Genomic DNA, 17,800 nt, shown 5'->3' with positions numbered 1-17,800 from the left:
CCGGGGGGGGGCCGCGCCGGCACGGGTCCTGGGGTGGGGCGGGGGGCTGGGACGATCCGTCAGGACGAGTGCTGCAGGTCGTCGCGGAGCGTCGGCTCGGCGCGCACGACGGTGTCGGTCGCCGAGTCGGGAATGTAGTCGACGACGAACGCGTACGGTTCCAGGACCTCCTCGGGGACCTCGCCGGACTCGCCGAACGCGGCGATCTCCCCCCAGCAGGGGGCGCCGAGCGAGCCGCTGCGGTGCCGCACCGACAGGCCCGCGCACAGGTTGGCGAACTTCAGCCGCTCCGCCAGGGGCAGCCCGGCGAGGGTGCCGAACAGGAACCCGGCGCCGAACACGTCGCCCGCTCCGGTGGCGTCAAGCGCCCGGACCGGCAGCGCGTCGGTCTCGGCGACCTCGCCGCTGCGGGAGTCGATCGCGATCGCGCCGGCGCCGCCGCGCTTGACCACGACCACCGGGACGCGCTCGGACAGGGCGCGGGCGGCGGCCTCGGGCGAGGCGGTGCGGGTGTAGGCCATTGCCTCGACCGCGTTGGGCAGGAACACGTCCACGTGCTCGAGCCGGTCCAGCACCTCGCTGGACCAGGTCTCGGTGGCGTCCCAGCCGAGGTCGGCGAAGACGGTGGTCCCGGCGGCGCGCATCTCCCGCGCCCACGCCGGCACCGGCCGCTCGATGTCGATGAAGCAGGCCCGCGCCGACGGCGGCGCCGACCCGAGCACCTCCTCGTAGGAGTCGTCGGCGGAGCCGATGTCGGGGACGGGCTTGGCGTAGGTGACCATGCTGCGGTCGGAGTCGTAGGCCAGCGACACCGTCACCGGCGTGGGCCAGGCGGGGACGCGGCGGGAGTGGCCGAGGTCCACGCCCTCCTGCTCGGCGAGGGTCCGCCACAGGTAGGCGCCGAACAGGTCGTCGCCGAACGGGGCGGCGAGGCCGACGCGCAGCCCGAGCCGGCTCATCGCGACGGCGATGTTGGCGATGCCGCCGGGCGCCGAGCCGAGTCCGTCGGTGAACAGCTCGGTGCCGGGCGGCGGCAGGCCGGGCAGCCCGGTGAAGATCATGTCCATGAAGACCTGGCCGGACAGGAAGACGTCCAGGTCGGGCGCCGGTCCCCGGCCGCCGTCCGCGCGCGCGGCGAGCAGCCGCTCGCTCACCGCGCCGCGCTCGGCGCACGGGTCGGCCAGCGACGGCTCGGGCGGGCGGCCGGGGGCCCCGGTCTCGCCGTCGGACGGGGCGGCGGCCGCGCCGCGGTCGCCGGCGGCCGGGGCCCCGCGCAGGGTTCCTGCTGTCATTGCGCCTCCTCACGAGGGCCGTCAGGGATGAGACCAGGATGACCGGTTGTCAGGACAAAACAGGATGGGGTGCGGGCCGGGACGCGCGGCGGTGCCGCGGCCGGCCTGCGGCCCGTCACGTCCCGCCCGCGAACACGGCCGCGACCTCCGGGATGCGGGCGGCGTAACCGTCCAGCAGCCGCCGGCCCACCGACACCGAGTCGACCAGCGGGTGCAGCGCGAACGCCTTGGCGGCCTCGGCCCGCGAGCCGGTCCGCGCGGCGCTGATCGTCAGCCGCTCCACGGCCTTGACCTGCTGCATCAGCCCGGCCTGGTGCAGGTCGGGCTGCGCGAGCGTCAGCGGGTGCACGCCGCCGGCGTCCACCAGCACCGGCACCTCGACCACGGCGTCCTCGGGCAGCGCGCGCACCGTCGTCCCGTTGCGGACGTTGAGGATCATCGTGGCGGGCTCGTTGCGGCTGATCGCGGCCATCACGCTCAGCGCGACGCCCGCGTACCCCTCGTCGACCGGGTCGACGCCGGCGTGCTCCGCCAGCTCCGTCCCGGTGGCGGCGCCCTTCATCTCGGCCATGTAGCTCGCGCTGCGGGACGCGACGGTCTCGCGCCACAGCTCCATCGCCGCGCCGCCGGACGCCGCCGCGATCCGCTCGTAGAACGCCGCCTGCTGCTTGGCGAGGAACTCGCCGCGCGTCTGCGGCGCGTCGAGGGTGGCGCGGACCGCCTCGCGGTTGAAGTAGTAGTAGTACAGGTACTCGTTCGGGATGACCCCGAGGTCGCGGAGCCACTCGCGGCCGAAGACCACGCCCTCCTCCAGCGAGCCGAGCAGGTCGTCGTCGGCGAGCAGCCGCGGCAGCACGTCGGTGCCGTCGTACAGGATGCGGCGCATCCAGCCGAGGTGGTTGAGCCCGACGTAGTCCATCTGCACGCGGGACGGGTCGAGGCCGAGCGCCGCGGCGACCCGGGTGCCGAGCCCGGACGGGGTGTCGCAGATGCCGAGCACCCGGTCGCCGAGCACCGACTGCATCGCCTCGGTGATCATCCCGGCGGGGTTGGTGAAGTTGATGACGTAGGCGTCCGGCGCGAGCGCCTTCACCCGGCGCGCGATGTCGAGCATCACCGGGATGGTGCGCAGCCCGTAGGCCAGGCCGCCCGGGCCGGTGGTCTCCTGCCCGAGGACGTCGAGGTCGAGCGCCACCCGCTCGTCGCACACCCGCCCGGCGAGCCCGCCGACGCGGATCGCGGCGAAGACGAAGTCGGCGCCTTCGAGGGCCTTGTCCAGGTCGGTGGAGGTGAACACCTTCGGCGCCGGGCCGGCCCCGCCCCCGCTCTCCTCCGCGAGCGCGGCCAGCACCGCCGCCATGGCGTCGAGGCGTCCGGCGTCGGAGTCCTGCAGCCAGACCTCCTCGATGCGCGGGGTGCCGTGGTCGCGCAGCAGGGCCTGGTACACGTAGGGCACCCGGAACCCGCCGCCGCCGAGAATGGCCAGCTTCATGCGATGAACACCTTCCCGCCCGCCTGCCGGCAGAGCTCGAGAGTCTTCGGATCGGCCCCGGCCGTGGTGACGAGCGCGTCCACCTGCGCGAGGGAGCACACGCGCAGCGAGCCGGTGCCGGGGAACTTGGCCTCGGAGGCGACGAGCGCGACCCGGTCGGCGGACTCGATCATCGCCTGCTTGATCGGGGTCTCGACCTCCATGTCGTCGACCACGAGCCCGTTCGGCCGCACCCCGGTGCAGCTGAGGAACACGAGGTCGGCGCGGACCTGGCGGAGCGCGGTCTCGGTCAGCGACCCGACGAGCGTCAGGTAGTTGCGCCGGACCACGCCGCCGAGCAGGCACAGCCGGACGGCCTCGTCGTCGCGCAGCTCGTCCAGCACGGCCAGGTTCGCGGTGATCACGGTGACCGGGCGGCCGCGCAGGTGCCGGGCGAGCAGCCGGGTGCTGGTGCCGATGTCGAGCACGACGACCATGTCGTCCTCGACGAGGGCGGCGGCCCGCGCCGCCACGGCCTCCTTCTCGGCGCTGTCGTGCTCGGCCGACGCCGCGAAGGAGATCTCCGGCACCGCCGCCCGCGGGGTCAGCGCCGCGCCGCCGTAGGTGCGGACGAGCTCCCCGTTGCGGTCCAGCAGGTCCAGGTCCCGGCGGATCGTCGACTCGCTCACCTGAAGGCTCTCGGCCAGTTCCCTGACGGAGGCCGCCCCCTTCGTGCGCAGCGAGGACACGATCTGCGCGTGTCGCTTGCTCGAGGTCACGCAGGGGAACGTAGCACCCATGACCGACTTCGGTCATCACCTGGTGGAAAGTTGCTCGAACTCCGTCATCCACGCACCTGACCTGCACAAATCCCGGTCAGTTCATGGCAGGAGTCAGTCAGGGCGGTCAAGACCATTTCCACTGCGGACCGGCGGGCGGTCACGGGCTGTCAGGGCGGGCGGTCAACCGCGCCGTCGTGCACCATGGAGAAGTGACGCAGGTTGCAGAAGAACGGGTGGAAGCGGCCCCGGCGCTCGCGGTGCTGGCGGACCTGGTCGCCGACGGCGACGTGGTGGTGCTGAGCGGCGCCGGACTCTCCACCGAATCAGGCATTCCGGACTATCGCGGCGAGACCGGGCGGCGGCGCCGCGCGGAGCCGATGACCTACCAGCGCTTCACCGGGGACGCGGCGGCGCGCCGCCGGTACTGGGCGCGCAGCCACCTCGGCTGGCGGCACATCGCCGGCGCCCGGCCGAACGCTGGCCACCGCGCGGTCGCCGAGCTGCAGCGGCGCGGCCTGCTCGCCGGGATCATCACCCAGAACGTCGACGGGCTGCACCAGGCGGCGGGCGCCGGCGGCGTCGTCGAGCTGCACGGCGGCCTCGACCGGGTGGTGTGCCTCGGCTGCGGCGAGCGCACCCCGCGCACGCGGCTGGAGGAGCGGCTGCGCGCCGCGAACCCCGGCTGGGACGCCCGCCCCGACATGATCAACCCCGACGGCGACGCCGTGCTGTCGGACGCCGACGTCGCCTCCTTCCGGACGGTGGACTGCGCCCGCTGCGGCGGGCTGCTCAAGCCCGACGTGATCTTCTTCGGCGAGAACGTGCCGCCGGCGCGGGTCCGCGACTGCTACGCGCTCACCGAGTCCGCCGGGACGCTGCTGGTGCTCGGGTCGTCGCTGACGGTGCTGTCGGGGTACCGGTTCGTCCGGCACGCGGCGCGGCACTCCGTCCCCGTCGCGATCGTCAACCGGGGCGCGACGCGCGGCGACCCGCACGCGCTGGTGACCCTGGACGCGCCGCTCGGCCCGACGTTGGAGGAGCTCGTCGCCCTGACCTCCTGACGGCTCCCCCGCCGGCCGATCGGCATGCCGGTGCGGGGTTGCGGGAAACGGCGGGTGCCTCCGGCGCCGTCCCGCTACGGTGATCATCATGGACATGGGGGCGGAGGAGATCGCGGGGCTGCGCGCGCGGATGCTGGCGGAGGGGCACGCGCTGCCCGCGTCGGCCTGCGGCGCGGAGGTCGACGTGGCGGGCACCGGCGTGCGGATCGCGATCGCCGCCCCGCAGCCGCAGGACAACGGGCTCGTCCAGCTCCCGATCGGGGTGTCGCATCCGGGCTTCGGCGGGATGTTCGCCTGGGACCAGGCCGTCGGCGTGCCCGGCGGCGACCGGCATCCGGCCGCCGACGCGCTCGACGGGTGGGCGCACACGGTGTTCCCGGTGTTCGCCGCCGCCCTGCTGCCCGGCTGCGACCTCGCCGCGCACGCGACCGCGGAGCCGCTGGACGGCGCCGACCGCAAGGCGGAGGTGTTCTACGGGCCGGTCGCGACGCGCGACTTCGGCGGCCTGACCGACGCCGACCGGACGGCCATGGCCGACCGCCCGCCGACACGCGTCGTGATCGAGGAGCTGTTCACCGGGTACGCGCTGCCGGACCGGCCGGTGTGGGCGTTCACTTTCTGCGCGCGGCTGCCGTCCGGCCCGGTCACGGAGGTGACGCTGCTGAACGGCGAGGCGGGCTCGTCGTTCGCGCACATCGCCGACCACCTGCCCTGGCACGGGCACGGCTCGGTCAAGTCGTGGGCGCTGGTGATGCCGCGCGGCTGAGCCGCCGCAGCCGCGCCGGCCGGCCCGTCACGTCCAGCCGAGGCGAGCCAGGTTCGTGACGGGCGGTTCGCCGCCCGCGTCGTTGAACGCGCGCAGCGCGGCGACCAGGGCGCGGCGCTGCGCGGGCGGCATCCGGGCGACGACGCCGGCGATGTCGGCGCGGCGGCGGGCGGTGACGTCGTCGACGATACCGCGGCCCGCGGCGGTGAGCTGGATGCGCACCTCCCGGCCGCTGGCGGGGCTCGCCTGCCGGTCGACGAGTCCGGCCGCGGCCAGCCGGTCGACCATCCGCAGCGCGGTGGACGGGTTGACCCCGAGCAGCCCGGCGAGCGTGACGAGCTTCGCCGGCCCCTGCGTGGACAGCACGACCAGCAGCCGGAACTGCGGCAGGGTGACGGCGTCCTCGACGGCGGCGAGGGAGCGCGCGGAGATCGCGACGAGCAGCCGCGACGCGGTGAGCAGCGCGGAGGTGACCTCGTCGGCGCCCTCACCCGCTTCCACGGTCATGACGACTTTCTACCGCTCCGGGGCCCGGCGCCGCCAGCGCCGCCCCCGCCCGGCGCGCGGAGGGCGGGGGCGGCGGGTCCTCAGCGCCGGTCCTCGCCGTCGGGGAGCAGGTCGGCGAGGAGTTCGGCGAGGTGGCGGGGGCGGGCGTCGGTGCCCGCCTCGATCTGCGTCCGGCAGGAGAACCCGTCGGCCAGCACGGTGGTGCCGGGGCCGGCGTCCTTCACGGCGGGCCACACGCCCTGCTCGGCGATCTTGGTGGAGACCTCGTAGTGGCCGTTCTCGAAGCCGAAGTTCCCGGCGAGCCCGCAGCAGCCGACGTCGAGGGTCTCGACCTCGACGCCCGCGCGGGCGAGGACGCGCTCGTCGGTGCCGAACCCCATGATGGCGTGCTGGTGGCAGTGCGGCTGGGCGATCGCGCGGACCTTCGGCCGGTCCAGCCCGGCGACCACGTCGTGGGACGCGGCGGGCGAGGTGCCGCCGGACTCCTCCTGGTGCTCGTCGAGCAGCTCGGCGAGCGTGCGGGTCTGGTCGCGCAGCCGCTTGACGTCGTCCTCGACGCGGTCGCCCTCCATCAGCTCGGGCGCGTCGGCGCGGAACACGGCGGTGCAGCTGGGCTCCAGGCCGACGACGGGGATCCCGTCGCGCAGCCGCGGCGCCAGCGCGGTGACGGTGCGGCGCAGCACGCGGGCCGCGACGCCGAGCTGGCCGGTGGAGATCCAGGTCAGGCCGCAGCACATCGGCACGGGCGGCACCTCCACCTGGTACCCCGACGCCTCCAGCACGCGGACGGCGGCCTTGGCGATGTGCGGGTGGAAGTTGTTGGTGAACGTGTCGGGCCACAGCACCACGCGGCGGCCTCCGGTCCGGGCGGGACGGCGCTTGAACCAGTCGGTGAACCGCTCGGACGCGAACCGCGGCATCTCGCGTTCGGGCGCGATGCCGCCGAGCCGCTTGACCACCCGGTCCAGGCCGGGGACGTTCAGCGCGGTGTTGGCCGCGCCGGGCGCCGCCGACGCCAGCTTCGCCCACAGCGGCAGCCAGCCCATCGTGTAGTGCGCGGGCGGGCGGATCCGGCGCGCGTAGTGATGGGAGAGGAACTCGGCCTTGTAGGTCGCCATGTCGACGTTGACGGGGCAGTCGCTGCGGCAGCCCTTGCAGGCCAGGCACAGGTCCAGCGCGTTGCGGACGTCGTCGGACCGCCAGCCGTCGGTGATGACGGCGGCGCCACCGGGGCCGGGCACCGCAGGGTCAGGCGTCCCGTCCTGCGGCATCCCGCGCATCATCTCCATCAGGATGCGGGCACGGCCGCGGGTGGAGTGCTCCTCCTCCCCCGTCGCCCGGTAGCTCGGGCACATCACGCCGCCCGACGAGGCGCGGCACTTGCCGATCCCGACGCAGCGGGCCGCCGCGTGCGTGAAGCGGTGCTTGTCGTCGGGGAAGGAGAAGTGCGTCTTCGGCTCGGCGGGGTCGTAGCCGAGGTGGTCGAGGTTGTCGTCGAGGCGGTAGGGGTGGACGACCTTGCCGGGGTTCATCCTCCCGCGCGGGTCGAAGACCGCCTTGAACATGCCGAACAGCCGGACGACCTCGTCGCCGAACATCAGCGGCAGCAGCTCGCCGCGGGACTGCCCGTCACCGTGCTCGCCCGACAGCGACCCGCCGTAGCCGACGACGATGCGGGCGGCGCGCTCGATGAACCTGCGGTAGTTGCCGGTGCCCTTCTCGTCCTCCAGGTCGAACGGGATGCGGGTGTGCACGCAGCCCTGCCCGAAGTGCCCGTACAGCGACACCGGGCCGTAGCCGAACTCGTCGATGAGGGCCTGGAAGTCGCGCAGGTAGTCGCCGAGGCGCTCGGGCGGGACGGCGGAGTCCTCCCAGCCCTCGTGGGTGTCGGGATGCCCGGGCGGGTAGGCGGTGGCGCCGAGCCCGGCCTCGCGGACCTTCCAGAGCATCTCCTCGACCTCGGGGTCGTGGACGAAGGTGCAGTGCGGCGGGTCAGGTTCGTTCTCCAGGCGCTCGATGAGGTCGCGGGCACGCCGGTCGGCCTCGTCCTTGGTGTCGCCGCCGAACCGGACCATCAGCCAGCCAGCGCCCTCCGGCATGTCCTTCAGCACCTCGGGCCCCGCGAGCTTGTCCTGCCGGGCGAGGTCGAGGAGCGTGTCGTCCATGCCCTCGAGCGCGAGCGGCTCGGACGGCAGGACCCGCTTGACGGCGTCGCCCGCGGCGAAGATGTCGTCGTAGCCGAGCACCGCCAGCGACTCGTACGGCGGCACCGGCACCAGGCAGATCTCCGCGCGCAGCACCGTGACCAGCGTCGACTCCGACCCGACGAGGGCGCGCGCGACGTCGAAGCCCTTCTCGGGCAGCAGCGAGTCGAGGTTGTAGCCCGACACGCGGCGCGGGATGTCGGGGTAGCGGGTCCGGATCAGCTCCATGCCGTCGTCGCGGAGCGCGCGCAGCGCCCGGTAGATCTCGGCGCGGCGGCCGCCCTCGGCCTGGATCCGCTCGTACTCCTCGTCGGAGGTGGGCCCCACCCACATCCGCACGCCGTCGTAGGTCAGCACCTCCAGCCGGACCACCGAGTCGACCATCTTCCCGTACGCCTGCGCCGACGCGCCGCACGAGTTGTTGCCGATCATCCCGCCGATCGTGCAGGTGTCGTGGGTCGACGGCTTCGGCCCGACCATCAGCTCGTGCTCCGACAGCGCCTCGTTCAGGTCGTCGAGGCACGCGCCGGGCTCGACGATCGCGGTGCGCCGCTTCGGGTCGACGGAGACCAGCGCGCGGCAGTACTTGGACCAGTCGATCACGACGGCGGTGTTGCAGCACTGCCCGGCCAGGCTCGTCCCGCCGCCGCGCGACAGCACCGGGACGTCGTGCTCGGCGCAGACCGCGACCGCCTCGACGCCGGCCTCGACGGTGCGCGGCACCACCACGCCGATGGGCGGCTGCTGGTAGTTCGACGAGTCGTGCGCGTACGCGGCGCGCGACCCCGGGTCGAAGCGGACCTCGCCGTCCACCCGGTCGGCCAGGTCGCGGCGCAGCGCCGCGGTCCTCCACTCCTCGTCCGCGCCCTTCCCGGTCCCGTCCCGCCGCGCGTGCTTGCCGTGTCCCAGCTTTCCCACCTGACGCAGTCGCTCCGCCGATACAGACATGTCCGAGCGCATACCCGCGTCGCGGGTTTCAATCCGGCGCCGCCGCGGCACGGCCGCCGGGCGGCGCGGCTTGCGGCCTCCGCGATCGCGCCTGCCCGGCGCACCTTTTGGGATAAGGTGTCGGCCGATTCGTCTGATCTTGTCGCGGGGGACGTCGTTGCAGGGTGCCCGACCAGCTGGTGATCTCACGCCCGAGCTGCTCCGATCGCCGGTCTGGCACGATCGGCAGGTGCAGGCCGCGGGCATCCCGCTCTACGACGTGCCGCTGGTCACCGTCGGCGGCGGGCTCGGCTCGTTCACGCTGGTGGACGTCCTGCGGATCCAGGGGGTCGCGGCGGGCGCCATCCGGGTGCTGTCCAGCCGGGACGCGCCCTGGCAGTCGTGGGAGTACCTGACCCGGGTGTCGCAGCTGCCGGCGGGCGAGCGGATCCGCTCCGACGCCGGCGCCCGGCCCGACAACATCTGGGGCTTCCCGTCCTACGCGCTGCACGAGGCGTGGCGGGACAAGTCGGTGAAGCTGCTGTGGCAGGTGCTGACCGAGCCGATCCTCACCGACTTCTTCAGCCCGCGCGCCGCGACGGTGTTCGAGACCGTCCGCCGCGAGGCCGACCGGATCTCCTACTGGCAGATGCTCTCCAAGGGGCAGGTCCGGATGGTGCGGCGCCGCGCGGGCGGCGGCTACTTCACCGTCCTGACGCCGCCGCCCGGCACGTCCGCGACCAAGCGGGTCGTGATGCGGTCGCAGTACGTGCACCTGGCGGTCGGCTACCCCGGCCTGAAGTTCCTGCCGGACCTGCAGCAGTTCCGCGAGACCCACAACGACTACCACCGCGTCGTCAACGCCTACGAGCCGCACGAGCACGTGTACGAGACGCTGAAGTCGCGTCCCGGCGTGGTCGTGGTGCGCGGCGCCGGGATCGTCGCGTCCCGCGTGCTGCAGCGGCTGATGGACGACCGGGAGAGGTTCGGGCTGCAGACGCAGATCGTGCACATGTTCCGCACGTTCGTCACCGGCGCGCACGGCCAGGGGATGTGGATGCGGCGCAAGGGCGGCGACGGCTGGGCCTACCAGGCGTTCACGCTGCCGAAGTCGGCGTTCGGCGGGCAGCTGAAGGCGCAGTTCCGGCGGGCGGGGCCCGAGCGGCGCGCCGCGCTGTCCAAGGCCGTCGGCGGGACGACCACGCCGCGGCTGCGCCGCTGGCAGGAGCAGATGCGGCGGGGCCGCGCGGGCGGCTGGTACCACCCGTTCCAGGCCGTCGTCGACCGGGTCGAGCCGACGCCGGACGGGCGGCTGGTGTCGCTGACCCGCAGCGACGACGGGCGCCTCGGCCGCTACACCTCCGACTTCATCATCGACTGCACCGGGCTGGAGGCCGACATGCCCGAGCACCGGGTGCTGGCCGACCTGCTGCAGTACGGCGGCGCGCGGCGCAACGGCGCGGGCCGGCTCGCGGTCGGCGAGCACTTCGAGGTGCTCGGCGCCGAGAGCGAGGGCGGGGTCCTGTACGCCTCCGGCGCCGCCGTCGCGGGCAACCACTTCCCCGCCGTCGACAGCTTCCTCGGCATGCAGACCGCGGCGCTGGACATCGCCGCCGACCTCGCCCGGCGCGGGTTCTGCTCGCGGCTCGGGCCGGTCCGGTCGACCGGCCAGTGGATCAGGTGGATGAGGGGCCGTCCGCTCTGATCCGCCGCGCTCCCCGCCCTCCTCGCCGCCCCCGCCTCCCTCCCCCACGCAGGAGCTCGCACCGTGATCCCCACCCTCGCCGGACGCCTGCAGACGCGGATCTTCGTGCTCGCCACCGTCGGCGCGCTGCTGACCGCGCTGATCGTCCCGGTGCTGCCGGGCCGGCCGGGCTCGCTCGGCGCCGCGTACCGGACGGCGTTCCTGATGCTCCTCGCCGTGATCGTGGTGGGGCTGGTGTGGGAGCTGCTGTACCACCTGCTGATGCAGTTCCGCTGGGACAAGGACTGGCCGACGCTCTTCGGCCTCGTCACGATCGTCCCGGAGGGCGCCGTGATGTGGCTGCTGCTGAACACCGGGCTCGTTCCCGGCGTCGGAGACCATGTGTCGGCGTCGATGTTCCTGACGATGTTCGTGTTCGTGTGGCTGGGCCAGTGGCTGTTCGTCAACGGGCCCATGCGGGTGTTCTTCGTGCAGTGGAGGCTGCGCGGCGGACGGCTGCTGTGAGCGGTGGGTCCCGGGCCTTCGCGCGGCCGCTGCCCGGTGACGGGCTGGTCGCGCAGGAGGGCGAGCTGTCGCTGGTGTGCGCGGCGCCCGACGCGGTGACGGCGCCGCTGGTGGACGCGCTGCTGGCCGCGCTGCAGGAGGTCGCGGAGGCGGGCGGCGACGGGGCGGAGCTGGTGCGCCGCGCCGCCCGCGCGCTGGCCGACCGGGCCGGCGCCCGCCCGCCGGCGTGCGCGGTCGCCGGGCCGTCCGGGCGTTCGGGGCTGGCGGTGCTGGTCAGCGGCGAGGCCGCGGCGCGGGTGATGCTGGCGGACGGCGGTGAGGTCCGGGTCGGCGGCGGCGCGGGCGGGCCGTCCGAGCGGACCGTCGAGGGGCCGGTGGCGAGCCTGGAGCTGGCGCTCGGCGGCGCGGGGCGGGCCGAGCCGCGGCTGCGGCTGGCCTCGGGCGTGGTGCGCGGCGGCGGCCTGCGCCGCGCGGTGCGCCGCCCCGGCGCCGCGTCGCGGCCGTCCGGTGACCGGCCGGTGGCGGGCGACCGGCCGGCCGCGGGCGGGCCGCGGGTCGTCGCGTCCGAGCAGCTCCGGACGATGCTGGACGAGGCGGCCCCCGCGCTGCCGCCCGCTCCTCCCCCGGGCCTGCCGATCCCCGAGCCGCCCGCGCCGCGGCCGGTCGCGCCGGCGCGGCCGACGACGGCGGAGCGGGCGCCGCTGCCGCCGACGCCGGTCGACGGCATGCCGGCCGGGGGCGCCGAGGAGCCGCCGCGCGAGCCGGTCAGCCTGATCCGCAAGCATCCGAAGCGGCGCCCGGGCGGGCCGCGGGTGCTCGGCGTCAACTGCAAGAACGAGCACTTCAACGACCCGCGCGCGCACTACTGCGCGGTCTGCGGGATCTCGATGCTGCAGCTCACGCTGTCGCCGTTCCACGGGCCGCGGCCGCCGCTCGGCGTGCTGCTGCTCGACGACGGGCAGGCGGTCCCGCTCGAGGACGACCACCTCATCGGGCGGCGGCCCGAGCGGGCGCCGGAGGTCGCCGAGGGCCGCGCGCACCCGCTGCGGATGACCGACGCCGAGGAGTCGATCTCCCGCCGGCACGTCCTCGTCCGGCTGGAGGAGTGGCGGGTCACCGTGGTCGACCTCGGCTCGGCCAACGGGACGGCGGTGCGCGCGCCCGGCGCCGCGGACTTCGTCCGGCTGCCGCCCGACACCCCGGCCGAGCTGGCGCCCGGGTCGGCCGTCCGCGTCGGCCTGTCCCGGACGTTCCGTTTCGAGTCCAACCGGAAGGTCTGATTAAGGATGGCCGGAACCGGACGCGCACCGTACGGGCGCGCGCCGCGTCACATCCTCCGGGCCGTACGGCGGCTCCCACCGCGGCCGGCGCGCCGGCCGCGTCCCCCCTCGAAAGGACAGTGATGCGAACACGGCCCATGGGCGGTATCACCTTCGCCCATCCGCCCGCCTTCTGGACCGGGTTCATCGCCTGCGTCGCGGGCGTCGCCCTGCACCTGCCGATGTACATCGACTCGGCGGACATGCACTACATGATGCGCGGGATGTCGATGGACGCCCCGATGATCACCGGGATGGCGCTCATCGTCGCCGGCCTGGCGCTGACCGCGTACGGGCTCATCCCGCGCGGTCTCGCCGCGTCCCGCCGGGACGGGGAGGTGCGCGTCCGCGCGGCGCACGACGCGCCGTTCCGGCGGGCGCACATCGGCCTGGTCATCGTCATGACGACGGCGGTGACGATCGACGCGATGAAGCCGATCACGCTGTCGTTCGTGGCGCCCGGGATGGGCAAGGAGTACGGGCTGAAGTCGGCCCTGAACCCCGGCGGGCACTGGCCGGTGGCGCTGCTGCCGCTGTTCGGCCTGACCGGGACGGTCGCCGGCTCGTTCCTGTGGGGCTGGCTCGGCGACCGCATCGGGCGGCGCTCGTCGATCCTGCTGGCCGGGGTCATGTTCGTGACCACCGCGGTGTGCGGCGCGATGCCGTCGTTCTCGTGGAACCTCGCGATGTGCCTGCTGATGGGCCTGGCGGCGGGCGGGATGCTGCCGATCACGTTCTCGCTGCTGGCGGAGATGATCCCGGGGCGGCACCGCGGCTGGGTGATGGTGCTGATCGGCGGGAACCTGGCGCTCGCCTACGCCATCACGAGCTCGCTGTCGTCGGCGCTGGTGCCGCACTACTCGTGGCGGATCCTGTGGCTGCTGGGCATGCCGACCGGGGTGCTGCTGATCGCGCTGAACCACTGGATCCCCGAGTCGCCGCGGTTCCTGCTGGCGCACGGCCGGGAGGACGAGGCCCGCGCGATCATGACCCGGTACGGCGCGGTCGAGGACGTCGCGGCGGCCCCGGAGACCGAGGCGGCTGGGGCAGCCGGGGCGGCGTCCGGCGCGGAGGCGTCCGCCGAGGAGCGCAGGGAGGCCGCGCACGGCGGCGGCTTCACGCCGCTGTTCCGGCCCCCGTTCGCCGGGCTCAGCATCGCGGTGGTCGTGCTGGGGCTGGGCATCGGGCTGGTCACCTACGGGTTCCAGCTGTGGATCCCGTCGAACCTGCAGAAGCTCGGCCTGGCGCAGAAGTCGGCGGACGCGGCGCTGCGCGACTCCTCCCTGCTCGGGCTGCCGCTGGTGTTCGTCGCCGCGGCGATGTACGGGCTGTGGAGCGCCAAGAAGACGATCATCGTGCTGACCGCGCTGACCGCGGCGGCGCTGGTGGCGTTCTCGTTCTCCGGCGAGTCCCTCGCGCACGACCGGACGTGGCTGTACGTGCTGCTGGCCGGCCCGATCGTCGGGACCGCCACGATCGCCGCGGTGCTCGCCGCCTACAGCTCGGAGATCTACCCGACGCGGATCCGCTCGCGCGGCTCCGGCCTGTCGGCGGGCGTCGGCAAGCTCGGCGGGGTCGTCGTGACGATCGTGCTGGTGGTGGGCGCGACGGTGCCGTCCATCAACACGACCGCGCTGCTCGGCGCCGTCCCGCTGCTGCTCGCGGTGCTGGTCGTCGCGGCGTTCGGGGTGGAGACGCGGAAGCGCGCGGCGAGCCCCGGCGCCCCCGCCGCCCAGCCCGCCGACGCCTGACGCCGGGCACCCGACGCTGGGTGGGGGCTCAGCCGTCGAGGCGGGCGGCGGACTCCAGCAGCAGCGCGTGGACGAACGCCTGCGGGATGTTGCCGCGGAGCTGCCGCTGCTGGACGTCGTACTCCTCGGAGAACAGCCCGCTGGTGGCGCAGCCGGACCGCGTCCGCTCGAAGGTGCGCAGGGCGCGGCCGGTCTCGCCGTGGCAGTGCTCGGCGAGGGCGAGGAAGAAGCCGCACAGGCTGAAGGCGCCCTCGGCGACGCCGAGGGGCTCGCGGCCGACGCGGTACCGGTAGACGAAGCCCTCCTGGACGAGGTCGGAGCGGACCGCCTCCAGCGTGGCGATGGTGCGCGGGTCGTCGTGCGGCAGGGCGCCGCGCAGCGGCGGGATGAGCAGCGCGGCGTCCACGCGCTCGTCGCCGGGAGCCCGCTTCCACCGTCCGGACGCCGTGAGGGAGGTGCGGGCGGTCTCGTCGAGGACGGCGTCGGCGAGGCCGTTCCATGAGGCCGCCTCCGCCGGCCCTGCCAGGTATCGGGCGGCGCGGCGGAGGCCGGCGACGCAGGTGAGCCGCGAGTGGGTCCACAGGTCGTCGTGGGTCTCCCAGATGCCGGCGTCGGGCCCGGTCCAGCGGCGGGCGACGGCGCCCGCGGCGACGCGGGCCGCCTCGGCCTGCTCGGCGGTGGGCGGTTCCCGCTCGGCGGCCGCCGCGAGCAGCAGCAGCGCCTCGCCGAGCGCGTCGAGCTGGAACTGGGAGCTCGCGCGGTTGCCGGTGACGGCGGCGGCGCCGGGGTAGCCGGGCAGGTCGCTCTCGCGCTGGTCGGGGATGTCGTCGCCGGCGACGGTGTAGGCGGGCTTGAGGCGGTCGCCGTCGGCGAGGACCCGCGCGGCGACGAACTCGGCGGCGGTGCGCAGCAGCCGCGGCGGCCCGCCGTGCACGGCGACGGCGCGCCCGGCGAAGCACTGGTCGCGGATCCACGCGTACCGGTAGTCGAAGTTGCGGCCCTCGTCGGAGCGTTCGGGCAGCGCGGTGGTCGCGGCGGCGACCATCCCGCCGCCGCTGCTGGTGAGGCCGGTGAGCACCGAGTAGGCGAGGCGCGCGTCGCGGGGCGCGATGGTGTCCTCGCAGGACGGGACGTCGTCGCGCCAGGCGCGTTCGGTGGCGTCCCACAGCGCGCCGGCGTCCAGGTCGCCGCCGGATTCCCCTTCGGCGATCTCGAGGACCAGGTCGCGGGACTCGCCCTCGGCGAGGTCGAACGTTAGGGCGAGGACGGGCCCGCCGTCGGTGTTCTCCCGCACCACCGCCTCGTCGCCGCCGCGCCAGCGGATCCGCGCGGCGCCGCTGCGGGCCGTCCATTCGCCGCCGTGGTGGTGCAGGTCGCGCATCCGCTCGCGGCGGTCGCCGGCGCGCACGTCCAGCACGGCGCGGACGCGGACGGCGCCGCGCACCGCCCGGCAGCGGCGCAGGACGACGGCGCGGCCGCGGGCGGCGGGCCGGGCGAGGGCCTCGCGGCATTCGACCATGCCGCCGTCGCCGGTCACCCAGCGGCTGTTCCAGATCAGGCCGCGGTCCTCGTAGTAGCCGCCCCACACCCAGCGTTCGGCGGCGGGCTGGACGACGTAGTCGCCGGGGCCGCCGAGCAGGCCGCCGAACGCGGCGGGCGAGTCCCAGGCGGGGAAGCACATCCAGGCGTACTCGCCCTGCGGCCCGATCAGGACGCCGCGCTCCCCGTCGGCGATCAGCGCGTAGTCGCGCAGCGCCTTCGGCAGCGAGTCCCGTCCGCCCGTGCCTCCCACCGTGTCTCCTTCCGCGTGCCGCCGTGCGTCGGGTGGGTCATTACCCAGGAAGGCGCCGACGATCCGGTCCCGGTGATCATTCGTCCCGGCCGTGGAGGCGGGCGCCACCGACAAATTTTTTTGTCTTGACAACTCATGCTGTCGGTGGCGATGATGGGCGCATGCTGGACGTGACGGTGATCGAGGAGCCCGGGGCGGCGGCCGCGTCGCTGGACCCGATGCGGGCGCGGCTGCTGGCCGAGCTGGCCGAGCCGCTGTCGGCGGCGGCGCTGGCCGCGCGGGTCGGGCTGCCACGGCAGAAGGTGAACTACCACCTGCGGGCCCTGGAGCGGCACGGGCTGGTGGAACTGGTCGAGGAGCGCCGCAAGGGCAACATGACCGAGCGGCTGATGCGCGCCACGGCGGCGTCCTACGTGATCTCGCCGCTGGCGCTGCCGGGACTGCAGCCCGACCCGGCCCGGCACCGCGACGCGCTGTCGGCGCGGTGGCTGCTGGCGGTGGCGGCGCGGCTGGTCCGCGACGTCGGCGCGCTCATCACCGGCGCGGAGCGGGCGAACAAGCGCCTCGCCACCTACGCGCTGGACGGCGAGGTCCGGTTCGCCTCCGCGGCCGACCGGGCGGCTTTCGTCGAGGAGCTGACCGCCGGCGTCGGAGCGCTGGTGCGCAAGTACCACGACGCGTCGGCGGAGGGCGGCCGCCCGCACCGGGTCGTCATCGCCCTGCACCCCTCCCTCAAGGGCGAACCGGGCACCGGGGACCGGGCGGAGCAGGGCGAGACGCCCGGCATCGAGCAGGACGGCGACGCGGCGGAGTCCTGAGCGCCGTCCGCCGCCGGACGGCGGCGCGGCACGACGGCCGGCCACAACGGCACACCGAACCGAACGGAACGGGCGCGCGGGCAGCGCGCCGGAGCGAGGAGCACGCCATGGCGAAGGAATTCGAGATCGTCCGCGAGTTCGAGGCGGACGCGCCGCCCGAGACGATCTGGGACGCGATCACGGTGAACACGGCCGGGTGGCTGTGGCCGACGGAGTACGAGCCGCGCGAGGGCGGCTCGGCGGGCTTCGGCGCGACCCTGACCGTGTGGGACCCGCCGCACCGGCTGGTCGCCCGGTCCGAGTCCCCCGAGGACCTGAAGGCCGTCGGGCAGGCGCTCAACCAGCTCGACCACCTGATCGAGCCGCGCGAGGGCGGCCGGTCCTGGGTCCGCTACGTGCACAGCGGGATCTTCGTGGAGAACTGGGACGACCAGTACGACGGCGCGAACAAGCACACCGACTTCTACCTGCACACGCTGCGGCAGTACGTGACCCATTTCGCGGGGCGCGCGGCGGTGCACACCGACGTGCAGGGGCCGGCCGCGTCGACGGCGAAGGACGCGTTCGAGGCGGTCGGCCGGGCGCTCGGGCTGGGCGCGTCCGTGGCGGACGGCGCGGCGGAGGGCGACCGGGTGCGGGTGGACCTGCCGGGCGCCGGCGAGGTGGACGCGGTCGTCGACTTCCGCAACGAGAACTTCCTCGGCCTGCGCACCGGCGACGCGATGTACCGGTTCTTCGGCCGCAACGCGTGGGACGCGCCGGTCGGGATCGTGCTGCACCGGTTCGGCGCCGGCGCGTCCGGTGACGAGGAGGCGACGCGGAAGGCGTGGCAGGGCTGGCTGGACGGCCTCTACGCCTGATCGGCACCACGGCGGCGGCGCGCGCGGGGACGATTCCCGCG

Annotated in this window: 14 protein-coding genes; 8 read left to right on the top strand and 6 right to left on the bottom strand. The window is 74.7% G+C overall.

Features of this window, described 5'->3' with window-relative positions; translation table 11 throughout:
• Positions 1 to 59 precede the first annotated feature (59 nt).
• The 3 genes from AB0C78_RS48755 to AB0C78_RS48745 form a co-directional block, all read right to left on the bottom strand.
• On the bottom strand, positions 60 to 1,292 hold the full coding sequence (locus AB0C78_RS48755) for a carbohydrate kinase family protein (protein WP_360762088.1): 1,233 nt from the start codon (positions 1,290 to 1,292) through the stop codon (positions 60 to 62).
• 115 nt (positions 1,293 to 1,407) lie between these two features.
• Positions 1,408 to 2,784 (bottom strand): 6-phospho-beta-glucosidase, encoded by a 1,377-nt coding sequence (locus AB0C78_RS48750; RefSeq protein WP_360762086.1) that lies wholly within the window; start codon positions 2,782 to 2,784, stop codon positions 1,408 to 1,410.
• Positions 2,781 to 3,542: a DeoR/GlpR family DNA-binding transcription regulator gene (locus AB0C78_RS48745; RefSeq protein WP_151546505.1), complete on the bottom strand. Its 762-nt coding sequence runs from the start codon at positions 3,540 to 3,542 to the stop codon at positions 2,781 to 2,783. The genes AB0C78_RS48750 and AB0C78_RS48745 overlap by 4 nt, the downstream gene beginning before the upstream one ends.
• 212 nt (positions 3,543 to 3,754) lie before the next feature.
• Between AB0C78_RS48745 and AB0C78_RS48740 the strand changes: the two genes are divergently transcribed.
• Both AB0C78_RS48740 and AB0C78_RS48735 read left to right on the top strand, forming a co-directional pair.
• Positions 3,755 to 4,606, top strand: coding sequence for an NAD-dependent protein deacetylase (locus tag AB0C78_RS48740; RefSeq protein ID WP_360762084.1), 852 nt, complete (start codon positions 3,755 to 3,757; stop codon positions 4,604 to 4,606).
• Positions 4,607 to 4,694: 88 nt separating this feature from the next.
• A complete protein-coding gene (locus tag AB0C78_RS48735) occupies positions 4,695 to 5,372 on the top strand; it encodes a hypothetical protein (RefSeq protein WP_360762082.1) in 678 nt (225 codons plus the stop codon).
• A gap of 27 nt (positions 5,373 to 5,399) precedes the next feature.
• Here AB0C78_RS48735 and AB0C78_RS48730 read toward each other — a convergent pair whose 3' ends face one another.
• Both AB0C78_RS48730 and AB0C78_RS48725 read right to left on the bottom strand, forming a co-directional pair.
• On the bottom strand, positions 5,400 to 5,879 hold the full coding sequence (locus tag AB0C78_RS48730) for a MarR family transcriptional regulator (protein ID WP_360762081.1): 480 nt from the start codon (positions 5,877 to 5,879) through the stop codon (positions 5,400 to 5,402).
• Positions 5,880 to 5,959: 80 nt separating this feature from the next.
• Positions 5,960 to 9,001, bottom strand: a complete 3,042-nt coding sequence (locus tag AB0C78_RS48725; protein WP_360762079.1) for an FAD-linked oxidase C-terminal domain-containing protein — start codon at positions 8,999 to 9,001, stop codon at positions 5,960 to 5,962.
• A gap of 259 nt (positions 9,002 to 9,260) precedes the next feature.
• Between AB0C78_RS48725 and AB0C78_RS48720 the strand changes: the two genes are divergently transcribed.
• The 4 genes from AB0C78_RS48720 to AB0C78_RS48705 all read left to right on the top strand — a co-directional run bounded on the left by AB0C78_RS48720 (position 9,261) and on the right by AB0C78_RS48705 (position 14,289).
• Positions 9,261 to 10,715, top strand: coding sequence for a hypothetical protein (locus AB0C78_RS48720; RefSeq protein WP_360762077.1), 1,455 nt, complete (start codon positions 9,261 to 9,263; stop codon positions 10,713 to 10,715).
• Between the two features lie 63 nt (positions 10,716 to 10,778).
• Positions 10,779 to 11,219 (top strand): hypothetical protein, encoded by a 441-nt coding sequence (locus AB0C78_RS48715; RefSeq protein WP_360762075.1) that lies wholly within the window; start codon positions 10,779 to 10,781, stop codon positions 11,217 to 11,219.
• Complete coding sequence (locus AB0C78_RS48710; protein ID WP_360762074.1) at positions 11,216 to 12,499, top strand: FHA domain-containing protein; 1,284 nt, start codon at positions 11,216 to 11,218, stop codon at positions 12,497 to 12,499. Before AB0C78_RS48715 ends, AB0C78_RS48710 begins: the two co-directional genes overlap by 4 nt.
• 122 nt (positions 12,500 to 12,621) lie before the next feature.
• Complete coding sequence (locus AB0C78_RS48705; protein ID WP_360762072.1) at positions 12,622 to 14,289, top strand: MFS transporter; 1,668 nt, start codon at positions 12,622 to 12,624, stop codon at positions 14,287 to 14,289.
• A 28-nt stretch (positions 14,290 to 14,317) separates the two neighbouring features.
• Here AB0C78_RS48705 and AB0C78_RS48700 read toward each other — a convergent pair whose 3' ends face one another.
• Positions 14,318 to 16,081, bottom strand: coding sequence for a glycoside hydrolase family 15 protein (locus tag AB0C78_RS48700; RefSeq protein ID WP_360762071.1), 1,764 nt, complete (start codon positions 16,079 to 16,081; stop codon positions 14,318 to 14,320).
• A gap of 161 nt (positions 16,082 to 16,242) precedes the next feature.
• Here AB0C78_RS48700 and AB0C78_RS48695 point away from each other — a divergent pair, with 161 nt between their 5' ends.
• Together AB0C78_RS48695 and AB0C78_RS48690 are read left to right on the top strand one after the other, a co-directional pair.
• Positions 16,243 to 16,899, top strand: a complete 657-nt coding sequence (locus AB0C78_RS48695) for a helix-turn-helix domain-containing protein (protein ID WP_360762070.1) — start codon at positions 16,243 to 16,245, stop codon at positions 16,897 to 16,899.
• Between the two features lie 107 nt (positions 16,900 to 17,006).
• A complete protein-coding gene (locus AB0C78_RS48690) occupies positions 17,007 to 17,759 on the top strand; it encodes a hypothetical protein (protein ID WP_360762068.1) in 753 nt (250 codons plus the stop codon).
• Positions 17,760 to 17,800 lie beyond the last annotated feature (41 nt).

The organism is Actinomadura sp. NPDC048394 (genome assembly GCF_040651755.1).
GTDB lineage: Bacteria > Actinomycetota > Actinomycetes > Streptosporangiales > Streptosporangiaceae > Spirillospora > Spirillospora montaniterrae.
Note: the sequence above shows the minus strand (reverse complement) of the source record. Positions and strands in the feature narration are given on the sequence as shown.